This is a genomic window from Streptomyces sp. NPDC048483, from assembly GCF_040651455.1.
In the GTDB taxonomy this organism is placed as follows: domain Bacteria; phylum Actinomycetota; class Actinomycetes; order Streptomycetales; family Streptomycetaceae; genus Streptomyces.
Map to the genome: position 1 here is coordinate 1 of NZ_JBEZJZ010000030.1, position 15,860 is coordinate 15,860.

Sequence of the window (15,860 nt, forward strand, 5' to 3'; positions counted from 1 at the left end):
TATGTGGCCGTGGAGCGGCGGCGAGGCGAGGTCCGCGTCTTGCGGCGCGAGGGGCGCGTCGTACGGCGCCGGGGGGCCCGCGTCGTACGGCGCCGGGGGGCCCGCGTCGTACGGCGCCGGGGGGCCCGCGTCGTACGGCGCCGGGGGGCCCGCGTCGTACGGCGCCGGCACCTGCGTGTCGTACGGTGCCGGGACCTGCGTGTCGTACGGTGCCGGGAATCTCGTCTCGTACGGGTCAACTCCGCCCGGGAGGCGGTGTGGTGACGCCGCGGGACCCGCCTGTGGCGGGTATGCGGTCGGTCGCCACACCTGCCCGGTGGGGGCATGCGTCGTCTCTGCTTCGTCGCCGTACCGGTTCGTGTGGGGCGACCCGTCCAGCCAGTCAGTCATGGGCGGACAGTCTGCCCGCTCACGAGCTCTTCACCAAACGGCCGCACAGTTGCAGCCTGGGAGACGAAGTGCTGTGCAAGGCGCCCGCCCGGAGGCGGGCGGGCGCCCTGGCGGCGGCTCAGCTCCCGGTCACCGCGACGAGAGGCTCTCGTACGCGACCGGCTGCCCGATGTGCTGGGCGGCGGTGCCGGAGCGGTGCATCCGCTGCCACTTGAGCCGGGTGCCGAGCAGGAAGGCCACCACGGACTGGATGACCACCAGGTACATCAGCTGCCGGTAGACCAGGAGCTGGAACGGCATGGCCCACAGTGTCCGCACCTTCTCGCCGTCCAGCCGCAACGCGTATCCGGCGCAGCCCAGCTGGAGGGCGAGGAAGCCCAGCCACACCCCGGCCGACAGCACAGGGCCGCGGAAGAGCGCCCCGTACAGCGCGAAGATGTCGACGATCGGCGCGAGCAGCGGCAGGGCGACCTGGAAGAGCACGAGATAGCTCAGCCCGCGGCGGCCGAAGCGTCCGGCCGGGCCGAGTTCGACGGCGGCCCGGCGGTGCTTCCACATAGCCTGGAGCGTGCCGTAGCACCAGCGGTAGCGCTGCCGCCACAGCTGGCGCAGCGAGGTGGGGACCTCGGTCCAGGCGATGGCGTTCTCCTCGTAGACCACCCGCCAGCCCGCCTGCCACAGGGCCATCGTCAGGTCGGTGTCCTCGGCGAGGGTGTCCTCGCTGACCCCGCCGACGCCCATCAGCGCGTCCCGGCGGAAGGCGCCGATGGCGCCGGGGACCGTCGGCATGCACTCCAGCACCTCGAACATCCGGCGATCGAGGTTGAACCCGAAGACATATTCCAGGTGCTGCCATCTGCCCAGCAGGCGACGGCGGTTGCCGACCTTGGTGTTGCCGCTGACCGCGCCGACGGCCGGGTGGGCGAGCGGCTGGATCAGCCGTTGGACGGCGTCCGTCTCGAAGACGGTGTCGGCGTCGACCATCACCACGATGTCGTGTCGCGCATGGGCCAGACCGGTGTTGAGGGCGGCGGCCTTGCCCGCGTTGGCCTGCCGGACCACCTCCACGCGGGGGTCGCCGATCCGGGTGGCGATGTCCGCCGTCCGGTCCGTCGATCCGTCGTCGATCACGATGATCTGCAGGTACCGGTGGGTGGAGGCGAGCAGCGAACGGACGGTGGACTCGATGCCCGCCTCTTCGTTGTAGGCGGGGACGAGGACCGTCACCGGGGCGGTGACCTCCCGCAGCCGGGGCGAACCGGGACGGAAGCGGGTGAGTCGGCGGACATGGGCACGGGCGAAGAAGACCAGCACCACCAGCCGCAGCACCCCCAGCCCGCCCGCTATCCCGAGCACCCAGGTCATCCCGCCGACAAACGCATGCCCGAGGGTCTTGGCCCAGATCAGCGCCGTGCCCACCCCTCGCTCGACGGCGGACACCGGCTGATCTGTGGAGAGCTGCCCGGCCGCGGCCGATACGGTGGTGAACGTCTCGGCATCACGGCGGCCGAGCAGCTTTTCCGTCTCCTTGTACGCGACGTCGTTCTGGTCGAGCTGCCGGATCAGGCCCTGCGAGGGCTTACGGGTCCACCGGTCGGCGGCGACCAGCGTGTACCCCTCCGCCCCGGCGCGGAGGGCCGCCTGCCACTCGGCGCCGCACATGGTGTCCACCGCGGTGGTCTGCGGCAGCCGCAGCAGCCCGGTGTGGATGCCCGCGCTGCCCGCCAGCGCCTTCTGCGTGAGCGACAGCTCCAGCGAGGCGCGGAGCGGCGAGGCCGAGCCCATGTCGGCGCCGGTGTAGGTGTTCGAGCCGATTTCATGGCCCTCGGCCTGGATCCGCCGTACCAGGTCCGGGTACTGGGCCGCCTGGGCGCCACGGACGAAGAATGTGGCATGCGCATGGTGCTTGCGCAGCAGGTCGAGCAGGCGGGGGGTCCATACGGGGTCGGGTCCGCCGTCGTAGGTGAGCGCCACGGTGCGGGCGGGCGCCGCGGCGGACGTCACCTTGTCACCGTCGAAGCGCAGCACCGGACCGCCTGTGTCCACGCCTCTCGGCACGGGACTGGTGCAGTCCTGGCGGGTCTTGGCGGCGTCGACCTCATGGGTGGTCCAGCCTTCGAAGAGCAGGGCGCCGAACATCAAGGGGAGGACGAGGAGCAGCAGCAGCCAGTGGCCCCGCGGGTCGCGGGACTGCGCATGCCGCCCTCGGTTCGCGCGGCGCCTCACAGCGCTCCCGGGGCCGCCTCGGCTACGGCCGGCAGGACGTGTCTTCGGACCACGTCCGTCCGGTGGGGGGCGATTCCGACGGTAACGACCGTGTTCCGCAGGGCCTTTCCGCGCCGGGCGGATGCATCGGCGCATGGTTGGTCATCGCGTATTTTGGGTCGTTTTCGGTACCGCCTGGCCTCACACATGGTGGGCGAGTGTACTCATGGCCGATCCGGGGTACGCGCCACGGACCATGAGCATCCGGGCACTTGTCAGGACAATTGCCGCAGTCCGTTCTTCGGTCTGTTGTCCGGATCACGAGGGTGTGACGCCGGCGGTCGCGGTGGCGCTGACGGGGGGCGTGGACGTCACCGGCCGCGCTCGGACTGCGGGCCGGGGCCGGCGTTCCTGGGCCGAGGGGGCACCGCCGGTTCCCCCCTCCGGACCGAGCCGGGCGCGCGGGCGCTCGGCCGGTGCGGATGGAGTTCGGAGGAGCGCAGGTGCCAGGGGACGCTGGTGACCATGACGCCGGGGGCGAACAGGAGGCGGCTCTTGAGCCAGAGGGCGGACTGGTTGTGGAGGAGGTTCTCCCACCAGCGGCCGACGACGTATTCGGGGATGAAGACGCTGATCACGTCGCGGGGGCTGGCGCGGCCGATGGACCGGACGTACTCCAGGACCGGGCGCGTGATCTCCCGGTAGGGCGAGGCAAGCAGTTTCAGCGGGGTGTCGAAACCCGTTGCCTCCCATTGCGCGGTGAGGGCCTCGGCCTCGTCGCGGTCGACGGCGACGGTCAGCGCTTCCAGGACGTCGGGGCGGGTGGCGCGGGCGTAGGCCAGGGCCCGTAGCGTCGGTTTGTGGATCGTGGAGACCAGGACGACGGCGTGCACGCGGGAGGGCGCCACGGTCTCCGTCCGCGGGTCGGCAACCGCGAGCTCCGCCGCGGTGTTGTCGTAGTGACGGCGGATGCCGCGCATCATCACCCACAGCACGACGGCCGCGATCACCGCCAGGTAGGCGCCCTGGGTGAACTTCGTGAGCAGCACGACGACCAGCACCAGGCCGGTCACCACGGCGCCCACGGCGTTGATGGCGCGGGTGATGTGGTGGCGCCGCCGTCGGGCCGCGGCCGGCTCGGTGCGCAGGGCGCGGTTCCAGTGCCGGACCATGCCGGTCTGGGAGAGCGTGAAGGAGGTGAACACGCCCAGGATGTAGAGGTGGATGAGGTCGGTCACGGAGGCGTGGAAGGCCCACAGGAGGGCTCCGGCCACCACGGCCAGCGCGACGATGCCGTTGGAGAAGGCGAGCCGGTCGCCGCGGGTGTGCAGCTGGCGCGGCAGATAGCGGTGCTGGGCCAGGATGGACGCCAGCAGCGGGAAGCCGTTGAAGGCGGTGTTGGCGGCCAGCACGAGGACCAGGGCGGTGGCGGCCTGGATGTAGAAGAAGCCGACGCTGTTGACGCCGCCGAAGACCGACGCGGCGAGCTGGGCGATGACGGTGCGCTGCGGGGTGGTCGCGCAGTCGCCGGTGAAGCCGGTGAGACGGCAGGTGTCGTCGGCGATGTGGACGTTCGCGATCAGGGCGAGGGCCGTGATGCCGGAGAACATCGTGATCGCGATCAGGCCCATGGCGCCCATCGTGGTGGCGGCGTTCTTCGCCTTGGGCTTGCGGAACGCCGGGACACCGTTGGAGATGGCCTCCACACCGGTCAGCGCCGTACAGCCGCTGGAGAACGCGCGCAGCCCCAGCATGAGCAGCGCGAGACCGGCCAGGTCGGCGTCGCCGGGGGCGGGCTCGATGCCGTACGCGGCGGATTCGGCCACCGGTGCGTCACCGATCAGCCAGCGGAACAGTCCGGTGGCGCACATGAGGAGCACCCCGGCAATGAAGAGGTAGGTGGGGGCGGCGAAGGCGCGGCCCGATTCGCGGACGCCGCGCAGATTCACCGTCGCGAGCAGGGCGACGAAGGCGACGGCCATCCCCGTCCGGTACTCGTTGAGGGAAGGGACGGCAGAGATGATGTTGTCCACCCCTGACGCGACCGAGACGGCGACCGTCATGACGTAGTCGACCAGCAGCGAGGCGGCCACCACCAGGCCCGCCGACGGCCCGAGGTTGGTGGAGACCACCTCGTACGAGCCGCCGCCCGACGGGTATGCATGGACGACCTGGCGGTAGGACAGCACCACCACCGCCAGCAGGCAGACCACGGCGACCGCCGCCCAGGTGGCGAAATGCAGATAGGCCAGTCCGCCCAGGGTGAGGACCAGCAGGATTTCCTGGGTGGCGTAGGCGACCGAGGACAGCGGGTCGGAGGCAAAGATCGGCAGCGCCAGTCGTTTGGGCAGCAGCGTCTCGTGCAGGCCTTCGCTGGGCAGCGCCCGGCCGATCAGCAATCGTTTGACGGCGTCCACGATTTTCGCCACGCGGGCGAGCGTACGGGCCGGCCGGCGCGGAGCGGGGCTTTGGCATGACCGCCAGAAGGGCTAGCAGGTGGGCGGTCATACCTCAGGGAGCGACGTAGAGCCAACCGTGGTGTCATCGAAGGCGGGGGAATCAACGTTCCGAAGGCGGGAGAAATCATGGCTACGACGCTACGGGCCCGAGACATCATGTCCGCCGGGGTGCAGTGCGTGGGCGCGCACCAGACGCTTCTCGACGCGGCGAAAATGATGCGCGACATGAATGTCGGCTGCCTGCCCATCTGCGGTGACAACAACAAGCTCATGGGCCTCATCACCGACCGTGACATCGTCATTCAGTGTTGCGCCGAAGGAATCAATCCGGCGGAGGTGCAGGCCGGCTCCCTGGACAAGGCGCTGCACTGGATCGACGCCGATGCGGGCGCCGCCGAGGTCCTGGAGACCATGGAGACACACCAGATCAAGCGCCTTCCCGTGATCGACGTCAAGGGCGGCCACCAGCTGGTCGGAATGATCACGGAGGCCAATCTCGCAAAGAATCTCAGCGACGAACAGATCGCGGAATTCGCCACCCGCGTGTACGCGGGCGCCGGCTAGCTACGTCCCCCCGGCCGCGGCCGGGGAGCCGGCGATCACGTCAAATCCTTCGGTCGCCCGCCCCTGGCCCGGTCCGACGTACGCATTCCTTCGACGCCACATTCCTTGACGGCATTCTGGCGCCTGCCCGGTTTCTTTTGACGGAGGTTTGACGGAGGTTCGACGGCGCCTCACCTTTCTTCCGGTGAGATGGCAGGCCGGCCGTAAGAGAGCCGCAAATTCCTTACGCAGCGCGGCATTCGGGCGCCGTATACGGCCTAGATTTCCTTTCGGCCGCCGGACATCCGCGGACATCGGCGCAGCTGACCGGCTGGGCACCGACAGGGCTCGGCGGCCACCGCTCCCCGTCCCCGATCGGTCCGTCCGGCCGCCCGCGCAGGCGAGCGGCGTGGACGCGCAGAAGGTCTCCGCGCATGCTTCCCGCCGCCCCGTCGCAGACTCCGACGCCGCCTCAGGACGATCCGGCACCAACTGACGATCAGGCACCGAACGCAACAAGGGCACCACGCGGCCGGTCAGGGCGGCGGCGACGCCAGGCCGGCGGATTCTTCGAGCCCCAACAGCTGCTCACCTCCCTCCCCGACGCGCTGCGCAAGCTGCACCCCCGGGCGCTGTCCCGCAACCCCGTCCTCTTCGTCGTCGCGGCCGGATCCCTGCTCACCACGCTCTCCGCGGCCTTCCATCCCTCCGTCTTCACCTGGGTCATCAGCCTCTGGCTCTGGCTTACGGTGATCTTCGCCAACCTCGCGGAGGCGGTCGCCAAAGGCCGCGGCAAGGCGCAGGCCGCCTCCCTGCGCAGGGCACGCACCGACACCGTCACGCTGCGGCTGCGCAACTTCCGGGTCGGTATGCAGCTGCACCACGCCGAGACCGAGGCCATCGCGGCAAGCGAGGTGCGGCAGTTCGACTTCCTGCTCATCGAGGCGGGCGAGCTCATTCCCGCCGACGGCGATGTGGTCGACGGTATCGCCGCCGTCGACGAGTCGGCGGTCACCGGGGAATCGGCGCCCGTCATCCGGGAGGCGGGCGGCGACCGCAGCGGTGTCACGGGCGGTACGACGGTACTGTCCGACCGCATCGTCGTGCGCGTCACCGCACGCCCCGGGCACTCCTTCCTGGACCGCATGATCGCCCTGGTCGAGGGCGCCAGCAGGCAGAAGACCCCGAACGAGATCGCCCTCAACATCCTCCTCGCCGCGCTCACCATCGGCTTCATCCTGATCGTCGTCACCCTCCGGCCCATGGCCGGATACGCGGGCGCCACACCGTCCACCACCGTCCTCGTCGCCCTCCTCGTCACCTTGATCCCGACCACCATCGGCGCGCTGCTCTCGGCGATCGGCATCGCCGGGATGGACCGGCTCGTACAGCGCAATGTGCTGGCGATGTCGGGGCGCGCCGTAGAGGCGGCCGGCGACGTCAACACACTGCTGCTGGACAAGACCGGCACCATCACTCTCGGTAACCGCGAGGCAACCGCTTTTGTTCCCTTGCCCGGCATCGACGCCCTCCAGCTCGCCCAGATCGCCCAGCTGTCCTCCCTGGCCGACGAGACCCCGGAAGGCCGTTCCGTCGTGACACTCGCCGAGCGCCACTACGCCCTCCCGGCCCCCGCGGAGGAGGACCTCAGGCACCTCGCCTACGTCGAGTTCAGCGCGCAGACCCGGATGAGCGGCGTCGATCTGCGCTGGTCCGACGGCAGCAGCGGCGCGATCCGCAAGGGCGCCGCCGTCCAGGTCATCGAGTGGGTCGAGCGATACGGGGGCCACGTCCCGCCCGAGGCACGGTGGTTCAGCGACGCGATCGCGGCCTCCGGCGGCACCCCGCTCCTGGTGGCGGTGCACGATGCCCACGGGCGACGCGTCCTCGGCGTCGTCCACCTCAAGGACGTGATGAAGGACGGCATCCGCCAACGCTTCGACGAGCTGCGCCGGATGGGCATCCGTACCGTCATGATCACCGGCGACAACCCGCTGACGGCCAAGGCCATCGCCCAAGAGGCGGGCGTGGACGACTACCTGGCGGAGGCCACACCCGAGGACAAGATGACGCTCATCACACGCGAACAGGCCGGCGGCAAGCTGGTCGCCATGACCGGCGACGGTACGAACGACGCGCCCGCACTGGCCCAGGCGGACGTCGGCGTCGCCATGAACACCGGCACCTCCGCCGCCAAGGAGGCCGGGAACATGGTCGACCTGGACTCCAACCCGACCAAACTCATCGAGATCGTCGAGATCGGCAAGCAACTCCTCATCACCCGGGGAGCGCTGACGACCTTCTCCATCACCAACGACGTCGCAAAGTACTTCGCGATCATCCCCGCCATGTTCACCAGCACCTATCCGGGCCTGGCGGCCTTGAACATCATGGGCCTGCACAGCCCGACCTCGGCGATCGCCTCCGCCATCATCTTCAACGCGCTGGTCATCGTCGCGCTGATCCCCCTCGCACTGCGCGGCGTGCGCTACACCCCGTCCTCGGCGGACGACCTGCTGCGGCGCAACCTGGCCGTCTACGGCCTCGGGGGCCTGGTCGCACCGTTCGCCGGCATCAAGATCATCGACATGATGGTCTCGGCGGTGCCGGGGCTGGGGAATTGAGGGCACCCGCATCGCCCACCGGGCCCGCCTCCCGTACCAGGCCCGCCTCCGGTACCGGGCCCGGCACTTCGGGACCTACTCGCCGCCCTCCGGCTTCGCCCGCCAGGTGACCGACCGGCCTTCCCCTTCGCCCTGGAAGACGACGGCGACCGGCGGATCCCCCTTCTCCATCAGGTGGGTGGAGCACTCGGTGACCGTGGCCCCCGGCTTCACCATCTCGTGGGGGACGGATTCGGGGCACTGGGAGACACCGGGGCCACCGATGTCGATCAGGATCAGCTTCTTCGCCTCCTGGCCGCCGGCGCTCCGCAGCATCACCCCGTTGTTCATGCTGGGCAGCAGGTCATGGCTGCCGGTGTTCCGGTACTGCATCGTCACGTAGTACGGGACCAGCTTCTTCTTGTCCGCGTCCAGGTCGAACCGGCTCAGATCGGCGAGGGAGCCGGTACGCACGCCCTTCGGTGTGATGCGCAGAGCAACGGAACGGCGGCTGCTGTCCGCCGTCACCCCGTCGGCAGGCTTGCCCACGGGCAGCACGCCACCGGAGGCACCGCCCTTGGCGCCGCCCACCTGCCACAGGAGCGTGCCACTGTCGTCGTCCTTGTACGAGACGGTCGCCGGCTGCGCCCCCTTCGGCAGCATGAAGATCACGCAGTCCGCCGTGGAGTCACCGGGGGCGAGGGTGTCCTTGCTGCCCCCGCGGCACTCGGGCGGCACGCCCGAGCTGGTGGCCATCGGGTTGCTCTGGAACAGCGAGACCTGCTGGGCCGCCTGGCCGTCCGCCCCGTTGACGGAGAAGTTCCGCGCCGGGTCCGGGCGGTCCACCGTCCCCTTGCCGGTGTTGGTGTAGGAGAACGTGAGGTAGTACGGCACCTGCCCCTTGAGGTCGTCGTCCAGCTGAACGTGCCGGAGGTCGGAGTCCGCGCCGCGGGCCAGCCGCGTGGGCGTGAGCCGCAGCTGGTGCACCGCGTCGTCGGAGTCGGTCCAGCTGGCCTGCCGCGGCGCGGACTTCAGCGGCAGCGGCTTGGCCGGCCGGACGGCCTCGGACGGCCCCGGCGACGCCTTGCCCGGCGTCGCTGCGCCGCCGCATCCCACAGCCAGCAGCATGAACACACCGACGCCCGCGGCACCGGCCATACGTCTGCGCACCCGCACGACAAACCCCCGTTGATCTGTGACACTGCCACGCTGCCTCGCGGTCCGGGCCTTGTGGTCCGGACCTCAATGGCGGTCGGGCCGTACGGTCGATCGGCCGTCCGGCGGGACCGAACCGGGCGACAGATTATCCGTCCAGGATTGAACGGAATGCGGCGGGCCCCTGGTGTACGGGGCCCGCGGCGGGCTCACCGTGGACGGCCGGCCTTCAGCGAATACATGAGGGGAATGCGCGGGCGGTCGTCCGGAAACCGGTAATAGCCATCGTCAGTGCGGCGCAGCGCGCCGAACCGCTCGAACATGGTCATGTCGTGTTCGTGCAGGAAGTCGATCCGCAGCCCGGCGCCTGCCAGGGCAGTGATCACATCGCCGAGCGGGTGCTGCCACTCGACGCTGCGGTTGTTGACCGTCGGCGCGTCGAAGTCCGTATAGGTGCCCGGGGTTTCGTCCACCCACGGCGCACGGCTGAAGTAGTCGTACGTGATGCGCGATCCCGTCGCCTCGTCCAGGGCGTCGCACAGCGGGTGGAATTCGGCGAGGTAGAGGAAGCCGCCGGGGGCGATGAGGGAGGCGGCGGTCTCGGCCCAGCGGACCAGGTCCGGGAGCCAGTTCAGGGCGCCGATGCCGGTGTAGACGATGTCGTACGACGCATCGGGGACGGCTTCGGCGGCGTCGTAGACATCGGCGGCGACGAAGGAGGCGCGGTCGGGGCCGTAGCCGAGTTCGGCGGCCATGTCGCGGGCGGCCTCGATGGCCGGTTCGGAGAAGTCCAGGCCGACGACGTGGGCTGCACCGCGGTGGGCCCAGGACAGAGTGTCCTGGCCGAAGTGGCACTGGAGGTGCAGCAGGGTACGGCCGGTGACATCACCGACCTCCGCGATCTCGAAGTCGCGGATCACGTCTCTGGCGCGGCGGAAGCCGTCCTGGTCGTAATAATCGCTCGCGGTGTGGATGGCCACGCGTTCGTCCCACATCGCGCGGTTGGCCTCGCGCCAGCCGTCGGGGCCGGTATGTCTACGCATACGGCGAAGTTATCCACAGGCTGACAGCCCCGCCAACGCATTTCTTGCGCCGGGCGCAGAATGGGCCCATGACGAACGAGACCACAGGCTCCGCCCAGGCCCCCGACCCGAACCGTCCGGACGATCCGGCCCCCTCCACCAGCGCCACCGGCTCCACCACAGCAACCGTCTCGGCCGTCTCGACCGCCTCCACGGGCGCCGCAAGCACCGCCGGCTCGACCGTCCCCGCAGACCTCCCCGACTGGGAGAAGCGGTTCCGTGCACCGCGGATCGGCCTGCCGGACTGGGCCGAGGACGCCCCGGACCGTTCCCTGTTCGTCTCGAACGCCACCGGCACCTTCGAGCTGTACGCCTGGGACCGCGCGACCGGCGGCCAGCGACAGGCCACGGACCGGCCGAACGGCACAACCGACGGGACGCTGTCGCCGGACGGCGAGTGGATCTGGTGGTTCTCGGACACGGACGGGGACGAGTTCGGCGTCTGGATGCGGCAGCCGTTCGCGGGCGGCCCCGATGAGCCGGCCACTCCGGGCCTGGCCGCCTCGTTTCCCTCGGGGCTGTCGATCGGCCGCGACGGCACGGCGGTCGTCGGTTGCTCCACGGACGACGAGGGCTCGACGGTCCATGTCGTACGGCCCGGAGCGGCACCGGTGGAGATCTACCGCCACCACGAATCGGCGGGCGTCGGCGATCTCTCGCACGACGGCTCACTGATCGCGATAGAGCACACCGAGCACGGCGATGCGATGCACTCCGCGATCCGTATCGTACGGACGGACGGCTCGACGGTGGCGGAGCTGGACGACACCAACGGCGGGACCGAGGAGCTGGGCCTGTCGGTGATGGGCTTCGCGCCGGTGGACGGCGACTCCCGGCTGCTGGTGGGGCATCAGCGTCGGGGCCGGTGGGAGCCGATGATCTGGGATCCGGTGACGGGGGTGGAGACGGCCCTGGCGATAGACCTGCCCGGCGATGTGGGTGCGGACTGGTACCCGGACGGGTCGGCGCTGCTGGTGGAGCACGAGTACCAGGCGCGGAGCGAACTGTGGCGCTACGACCTGGGTGCGCCGGCTTCCGCCGACGGTACGGGCGACGGATCCGGGGCCGGACATGCACTGACCCGGCTGGAGACACCGGCCGGTACGGTCTCGGGCGCGACGGCCCGGCCGGACGGGACGGTGGAGTTCCTGTGGTCCTCGGCGGCGCTGCCGCCGGAGGTGCGGTCGACGAGCGGCAACGTCGTGCTGGACCCGCCGGGGATAAAGGCACCGGTCTCCGTTTCGGTGACCGACACCTGGGTGGAGGGTCCCGGCGGCCGTATCCACGCGCTGGTGCAGAAGCCCGCGGGCGAGGGGCCCTTCCCGACGGTCTTCGACATCCACGGCGGCCCGACCTGGCACGACAGCGATGCCTTCGCCTCGTCCCCGGCGGCCTGGGTGGATCACGGCTTCGCGGTCGTCCGCGTCAACTACCGGGGTTCGACCGGCTACGGCCGCGCCTGGACGGATGCGCTCAAGCACCGCGTCGGGCTGATCGAGCTGGAGGACATCGACGCGGTACGCCAGTGGGCGGTCTCGTCCGGGCTCGCCGACCCGGAGCGGTTGGTACTGGCCGGCGGCTCATGGGGCGGCTACCTGACACTGCTCGGCCTCGGGACACAGCCCGAGGTGTGGGCCGTGGGCCTGGCGGCGGTCCCGGTCGCTGACTACGTCACGGCGTACAACGACGAAATGGAAGCCCTCAAGGCGATGGACCGGACCCTTCTGGGCGGCACTCCCGAGGAGGTCCCGGAGCGCTTCGAGGCATCGTCACCGCTGACGTATGTGGACAAGGTGCGGGCCCCGGTCTACATCTCCGCGGGCGTCAACGATCCGCGCTGCCCCATCCGCCAGGTGGAGAACTACGTCCAGCGCCTGGAACAGCGCGGCCATCCGCACGAGGTCTACCGCTACGACGCCGGGCACGGATCGCTGGTCGTGGAGGAGCGCATCAAGCAGGTCCGCCTGGAGCTCGAATTCACGCAGCGGTACGTGGCGGGGGAGGAGGCTTAAGGGCGGGACGCGGGAGGGGCGGGGGGCGGGGGGGGAGGCCCCCAGGAGGCGCAGGCCTCAGGCGTGGGCCACAGGCTCCCCGCCCGCTCCCGCTCCCGCTCCCGTGCCGTCCGCCGCGCCATCCGCCTCGCCGTCCGCCTCGCCGTCCGCCCCCGCGTCGCCACCCGCCGGGAGGATGCCCAGTGCCGCGTCCTTCGCCACTTCGGCCTCACGGCGGAAGAGGCGGAACCACATGAAGACGACGAAGCCGGCGAAGACGAACCACTCGCCGGTGTAGCCGAGGTTCTGGAAGGCCTTCAGGTCGAGGCCGCTGCCCTGGGCGGCGGTCGGCGGGACGGCGTGCAGCGGGGCGGGAGCGTCGTTGAGCGTGATCCAGGCGTCGTAGACCTTGTACGGGACGATGTTCACCAGCGACGCCGCGTTGATCATGCCGAGCTGGCCCTGCGGCAGCCCGCCCCCGGCCTGGACCCCGTCGGTGCCCTCGTTCTCGGACGCCTGCAGCGCCCCGGTGACCGTCACCTCGCCCTTCGGCGGCGCGGGCACCCTCGCCCGGTCGGCCTTGGTGTCGGCGTCGCCGGGCAGCCAGCCCCGTACGACCGGGAGGGCCTTGCCCCCGTCCGTACGCAGCAGGGTCAGCACGTAGAAGCCCCGCCGCTCGCCCTTGTCGCTCAAGGTGCGGTCGGGTACGAGCAGTTGATGGGCGGCGTCATAGCGCCCGCGGGCGCCGGCCTGGCGGCCGGAGGTGACCTGGTCGACCGGCAGCAGGCTCTCCAGCGGCCGGGCGGCGGCGGCCTTGGCCCGCGCGGAGCGGTCCTCCTGCTGCTGGTGCGTATCGACGCGGCTCTCGAAGCGGCCCAGCTGCCAACTGCCCATGAAGATGCAGAAGGGAATCGCCAGCACGGCGAAGACGTTGATCCCCCACCACCGCGGGGTCAGCAGGAACCGGTACACCCCACCAACGGTACGGGGCCCGAACGGTGGGGCCGCACCGCCCCCTCCAGGCCTGCTTCCGGACACCGGGAGCCGCGCTCGTACGCGACCGGGGCCGCGCTGCCGCCACCAGGCCGACGGCGTCCCGCGCACCCGCTACTGCGCCGCGAGCGCCTCTGTCCGGTACACCGTTCCGGCGCACGCGTCAGCGATCTTGGCGTCCGTCGCGGCGGGCTCACCGGCCTCCGGCGTGTGGCTGAGAACCACGCCACCGGACGCCGTACCGCCACCGTCGCCGCCGTCCGCACCGCCCGCCTCACCACCGCTGCTGTCGTCCGCCGCCGCGGCCGCCGGGGATTCCCCGGGCGGTGTCGAGGGCTCGGGCGTCGGCGAGGGCCCCGGTTTGGCGCATCCGGTCGGCCCGCCGCCGGCTTCCGGGATCCAGGCGAACTTGACCTCGTACGCCTCGCCCGGCTGGAGAACCAGCTGGTCAGGAGTGGTGGCCGGGTCGGGCAGCCCGGCGGCTTCGTCGCCCGAGGTGTGGTCGACGACATGAATGCGGTCGGCGTTCGTGGTGCCCTGCGCGGTCACACCGACGGCGCCGCCGCCGTCGATCGAGCAGGCCGTGCCGGACGTATTGACGACCCGGAATGCTCCGTAGACGCGGCCGGCCGAATCCGCCGGGCCGGCCGAGCCGGTGCCCTGACCGAGCTGATCGCGACCGCAGGCCGGAGAGCTGACGTCCATCGTCTCGTCCGGCGACGGGGTACCGACGCCGGCGCCCTGGCCGGCGCCGTTCTTCTCCGTCGGCCGACCGCCCTTGCCCGCGGGCTTGTCCGCGCCCGGCCGCTTGCCGACCTTGCCGGTCGGCTGCGGGAAGGCATGCTCGGTGCCCTCGCCGTGTGCACCCTCGGAAGCGCCTTGGGCACGCTGGCTGCTGGCGGCGTTGGCGGGCCGGTCCTCGGCTGGATCGTTGAGATTCGCTACGTGCACCAAGGCGGGGATCGACGTACCGCCGAGCAGCAGCGCGGCGGCCGCGCCCACGACCACATGCCTACGGCGCCGGCGGCGGGTCGGCACCGCGCGGCGAAGGTGTTCCAGCGCGTCCGGCGCGGGCTCCAGGTCGCCGACGCGGTCCTGTAGCAGTCGCCTCAGGTCGTCCTCGCCGCCGAAGTCTCCGCCGAAACCGCCGCCGGTTCCGAGCCCGGGGCCGTCGCCCCCACCGGGGCCGCGGCCGTCACCGCTGCCCCCGGACGCACCCCCACCGTCGGCACCGACGTCATCGCCGTCCCCGGAACGATCACCGGCCTCGGGACCACCGGCAAGCTCAGGCCGACCATCGCACTCGGGACCGCCACCCGTCTCAGGACCAGCACCCGTCTCAGGACCCGCACCGCACTCGGGGCCGCCAACGCCCCCAGAAGCTCCCGCCCCCTGCCCCTCACGCGCCGCGTACAACCCACGCACCGCATCACCCGGCAGCCCGCGCACGCCATAGGCGCCGGCGGCCTTGTACGAACCGGCCGCCCCCGACGACGGAACCGTCCCGACCGTCACCGGCCCAGCAAACCGATCAAGCCGATCGAACCGACCCGTCCAGCCCATACGGCCCATACGACCCGCCCGACCGGTCCGGCTCCTCCGATCGAATCGACCGAACCGACCGGCCCCGCCGAACCCCTCGGAACGATCGCCCGGTTCATACGGACCGAACACCTTGCCACTCATGCCGGAGCCTCCATCGCGACGCGAAGCGCCGCGATGCCCCGCGAGCCGTACGCCTTCACCGAGCCGAGCGATATGCCCAGCGTCTCGGCGACCTGCGCCTCGGTCATATCGGCGAAATAGCGCAGCACCAGCACCTCGCGCTGCCGCCGCTGCAGTCCCCGCATCGCCTTGATCAGCTGGTCCCGCTCCAGCAGGTCGTACGCGCCCTCCTCGGCGCTCGCCATGTCCGGCATCGGCTTGGAGAGCAGCTTCAGCCCGAGGATGCGGCGGCGCAGCGCGGAGCGCGAGAGATTGACGACGGTCTGACGGAGATAGGCGAGGGTCTTTTCCGGTTCGCGCACCCGGCTGCGCGCGGAGTGCACGCGGATGAAGGCCTCCTGGACGACGTCCTCGCAGGAGGCGGTGTCGTCGAGGAGCAGCGCGGCGAGGCCGAGCAGTGAGCGGTAGTGCGCGCGGTAGGTCTCGGTGAGGTGATCGACTGTGGTGCCCGCTGCCATCGCGTCGTCAGTGTCCCCACGCTGAGAAGGAACCTGCGCGGGGCGCGCGGTGGGCCAGGGGGCGATCACCGGCATGCCCCCGGACGCACGGGGGCGCGGCGGGCGCACTGCCGCGCCTGCGGTGCCCCCTGGGGCGATGGTGAATCCGAGTACCTCTGCCACGCCTGTTGGACACGCTTCTCCCCATAAGGGTTGTACGCGCAAGGCATCGCTTTTGACGATGCATCCAATGCCCTCATGCGTACCAGCTCTTCCC

General features: G+C 70.9%; 10 protein-coding genes and 1 pseudogene. 3 read left to right on the plus strand and 8 right to left on the minus strand.

The features are described from left to right. The 3 genes and pseudogenes from AB0D04_RS17880 to AB0D04_RS17890 form a co-directional block, all read right to left on the minus strand. Positions 1 to 390, minus strand: a pseudogene (locus tag AB0D04_RS17880) (hypothetical protein); the annotation flags it as partial. Positions 391 to 519: 129 nt separating this feature from the next. Continuing rightward, on the minus strand, positions 520 to 2,616 hold the full coding sequence (locus AB0D04_RS17885) for a bifunctional polysaccharide deacetylase/glycosyltransferase family 2 protein (protein WP_362703888.1): 2,097 nt from the start codon (positions 2,614 to 2,616) through the stop codon (positions 520 to 522). Positions 2,617 to 2,966: 350 nt separating this feature from the next. After that, positions 2,967 to 5,024 carry an APC family permease gene (locus tag AB0D04_RS17890; protein WP_362703889.1) on the minus strand — a complete coding sequence of 686 codons (2,058 nt, stop codon included), beginning with the start codon at positions 5,022 to 5,024 and terminating at the stop codon, positions 2,967 to 2,969. A gap of 156 nt (positions 5,025 to 5,180) precedes the next feature. Here AB0D04_RS17890 and AB0D04_RS17895 point away from each other — a divergent pair, with 156 nt between their 5' ends. Both AB0D04_RS17895 and kdpB read left to right on the plus strand, forming a co-directional pair. Further along, positions 5,181 to 5,618 (plus strand): CBS domain-containing protein, encoded by a 438-nt coding sequence (locus AB0D04_RS17895; protein ID WP_362703892.1) that lies wholly within the window; start codon positions 5,181 to 5,183, stop codon positions 5,616 to 5,618. A gap of 413 nt (positions 5,619 to 6,031) precedes the next feature. Next, positions 6,032 to 8,221 carry a potassium-transporting ATPase subunit KdpB gene (gene kdpB / locus AB0D04_RS17900; protein WP_362703894.1) on the plus strand — a complete coding sequence of 730 codons (2,190 nt, stop codon included), beginning with the start codon at positions 6,032 to 6,034 and terminating at the stop codon, positions 8,219 to 8,221. Between the two features lie 75 nt (positions 8,222 to 8,296). Here kdpB and AB0D04_RS17905 read toward each other — a convergent pair whose 3' ends face one another. Further along, on the minus strand, positions 8,297 to 9,358 hold the full coding sequence (locus AB0D04_RS17905) for a hypothetical protein (RefSeq protein WP_362703897.1): 1,062 nt from the start codon (positions 9,356 to 9,358) through the stop codon (positions 8,297 to 8,299). Positions 9,359 to 9,564: 206 nt separating this feature from the next. Beyond that, the gene (locus AB0D04_RS17910; RefSeq protein WP_362703900.1) at positions 9,565 to 10,398 is read right to left on the minus strand and encodes a methyltransferase domain-containing protein; all 834 of its coding nucleotides are present in this window, start codon (positions 10,396 to 10,398) and stop codon (positions 9,565 to 9,567) included. A gap of 68 nt (positions 10,399 to 10,466) precedes the next feature. Between AB0D04_RS17910 and AB0D04_RS17915 the strand changes: the two genes are divergently transcribed. Continuing rightward, positions 10,467 to 12,449, plus strand: coding sequence for a prolyl oligopeptidase family serine peptidase (locus AB0D04_RS17915; protein WP_362703903.1), 1,983 nt, complete (start codon positions 10,467 to 10,469; stop codon positions 12,447 to 12,449). Between the two features lie 57 nt (positions 12,450 to 12,506). Here AB0D04_RS17915 and AB0D04_RS17920 read toward each other — a convergent pair whose 3' ends face one another. The 3 genes from AB0D04_RS17920 to AB0D04_RS17930 all read right to left on the minus strand — a co-directional run bounded on the left by AB0D04_RS17920 (position 12,507) and on the right by AB0D04_RS17930 (position 15,679). After that, positions 12,507 to 13,400 (minus strand): SURF1 family protein, encoded by an 894-nt coding sequence (locus AB0D04_RS17920; RefSeq protein WP_362703906.1) that lies wholly within the window; start codon positions 13,398 to 13,400, stop codon positions 12,507 to 12,509. Between the two features lie 135 nt (positions 13,401 to 13,535). After that, positions 13,536 to 14,936: a hypothetical protein gene (locus AB0D04_RS17925; protein WP_362703909.1), complete on the minus strand. Its 1,401-nt coding sequence runs from the start codon at positions 14,934 to 14,936 to the stop codon at positions 13,536 to 13,538. A gap of 167 nt (positions 14,937 to 15,103) precedes the next feature. After that, positions 15,104 to 15,679, minus strand: a complete 576-nt coding sequence (locus AB0D04_RS17930) for a SigE family RNA polymerase sigma factor (RefSeq protein ID WP_362704032.1) — start codon at positions 15,677 to 15,679, stop codon at positions 15,104 to 15,106. Positions 15,680 to 15,860 lie beyond the last annotated feature (181 nt).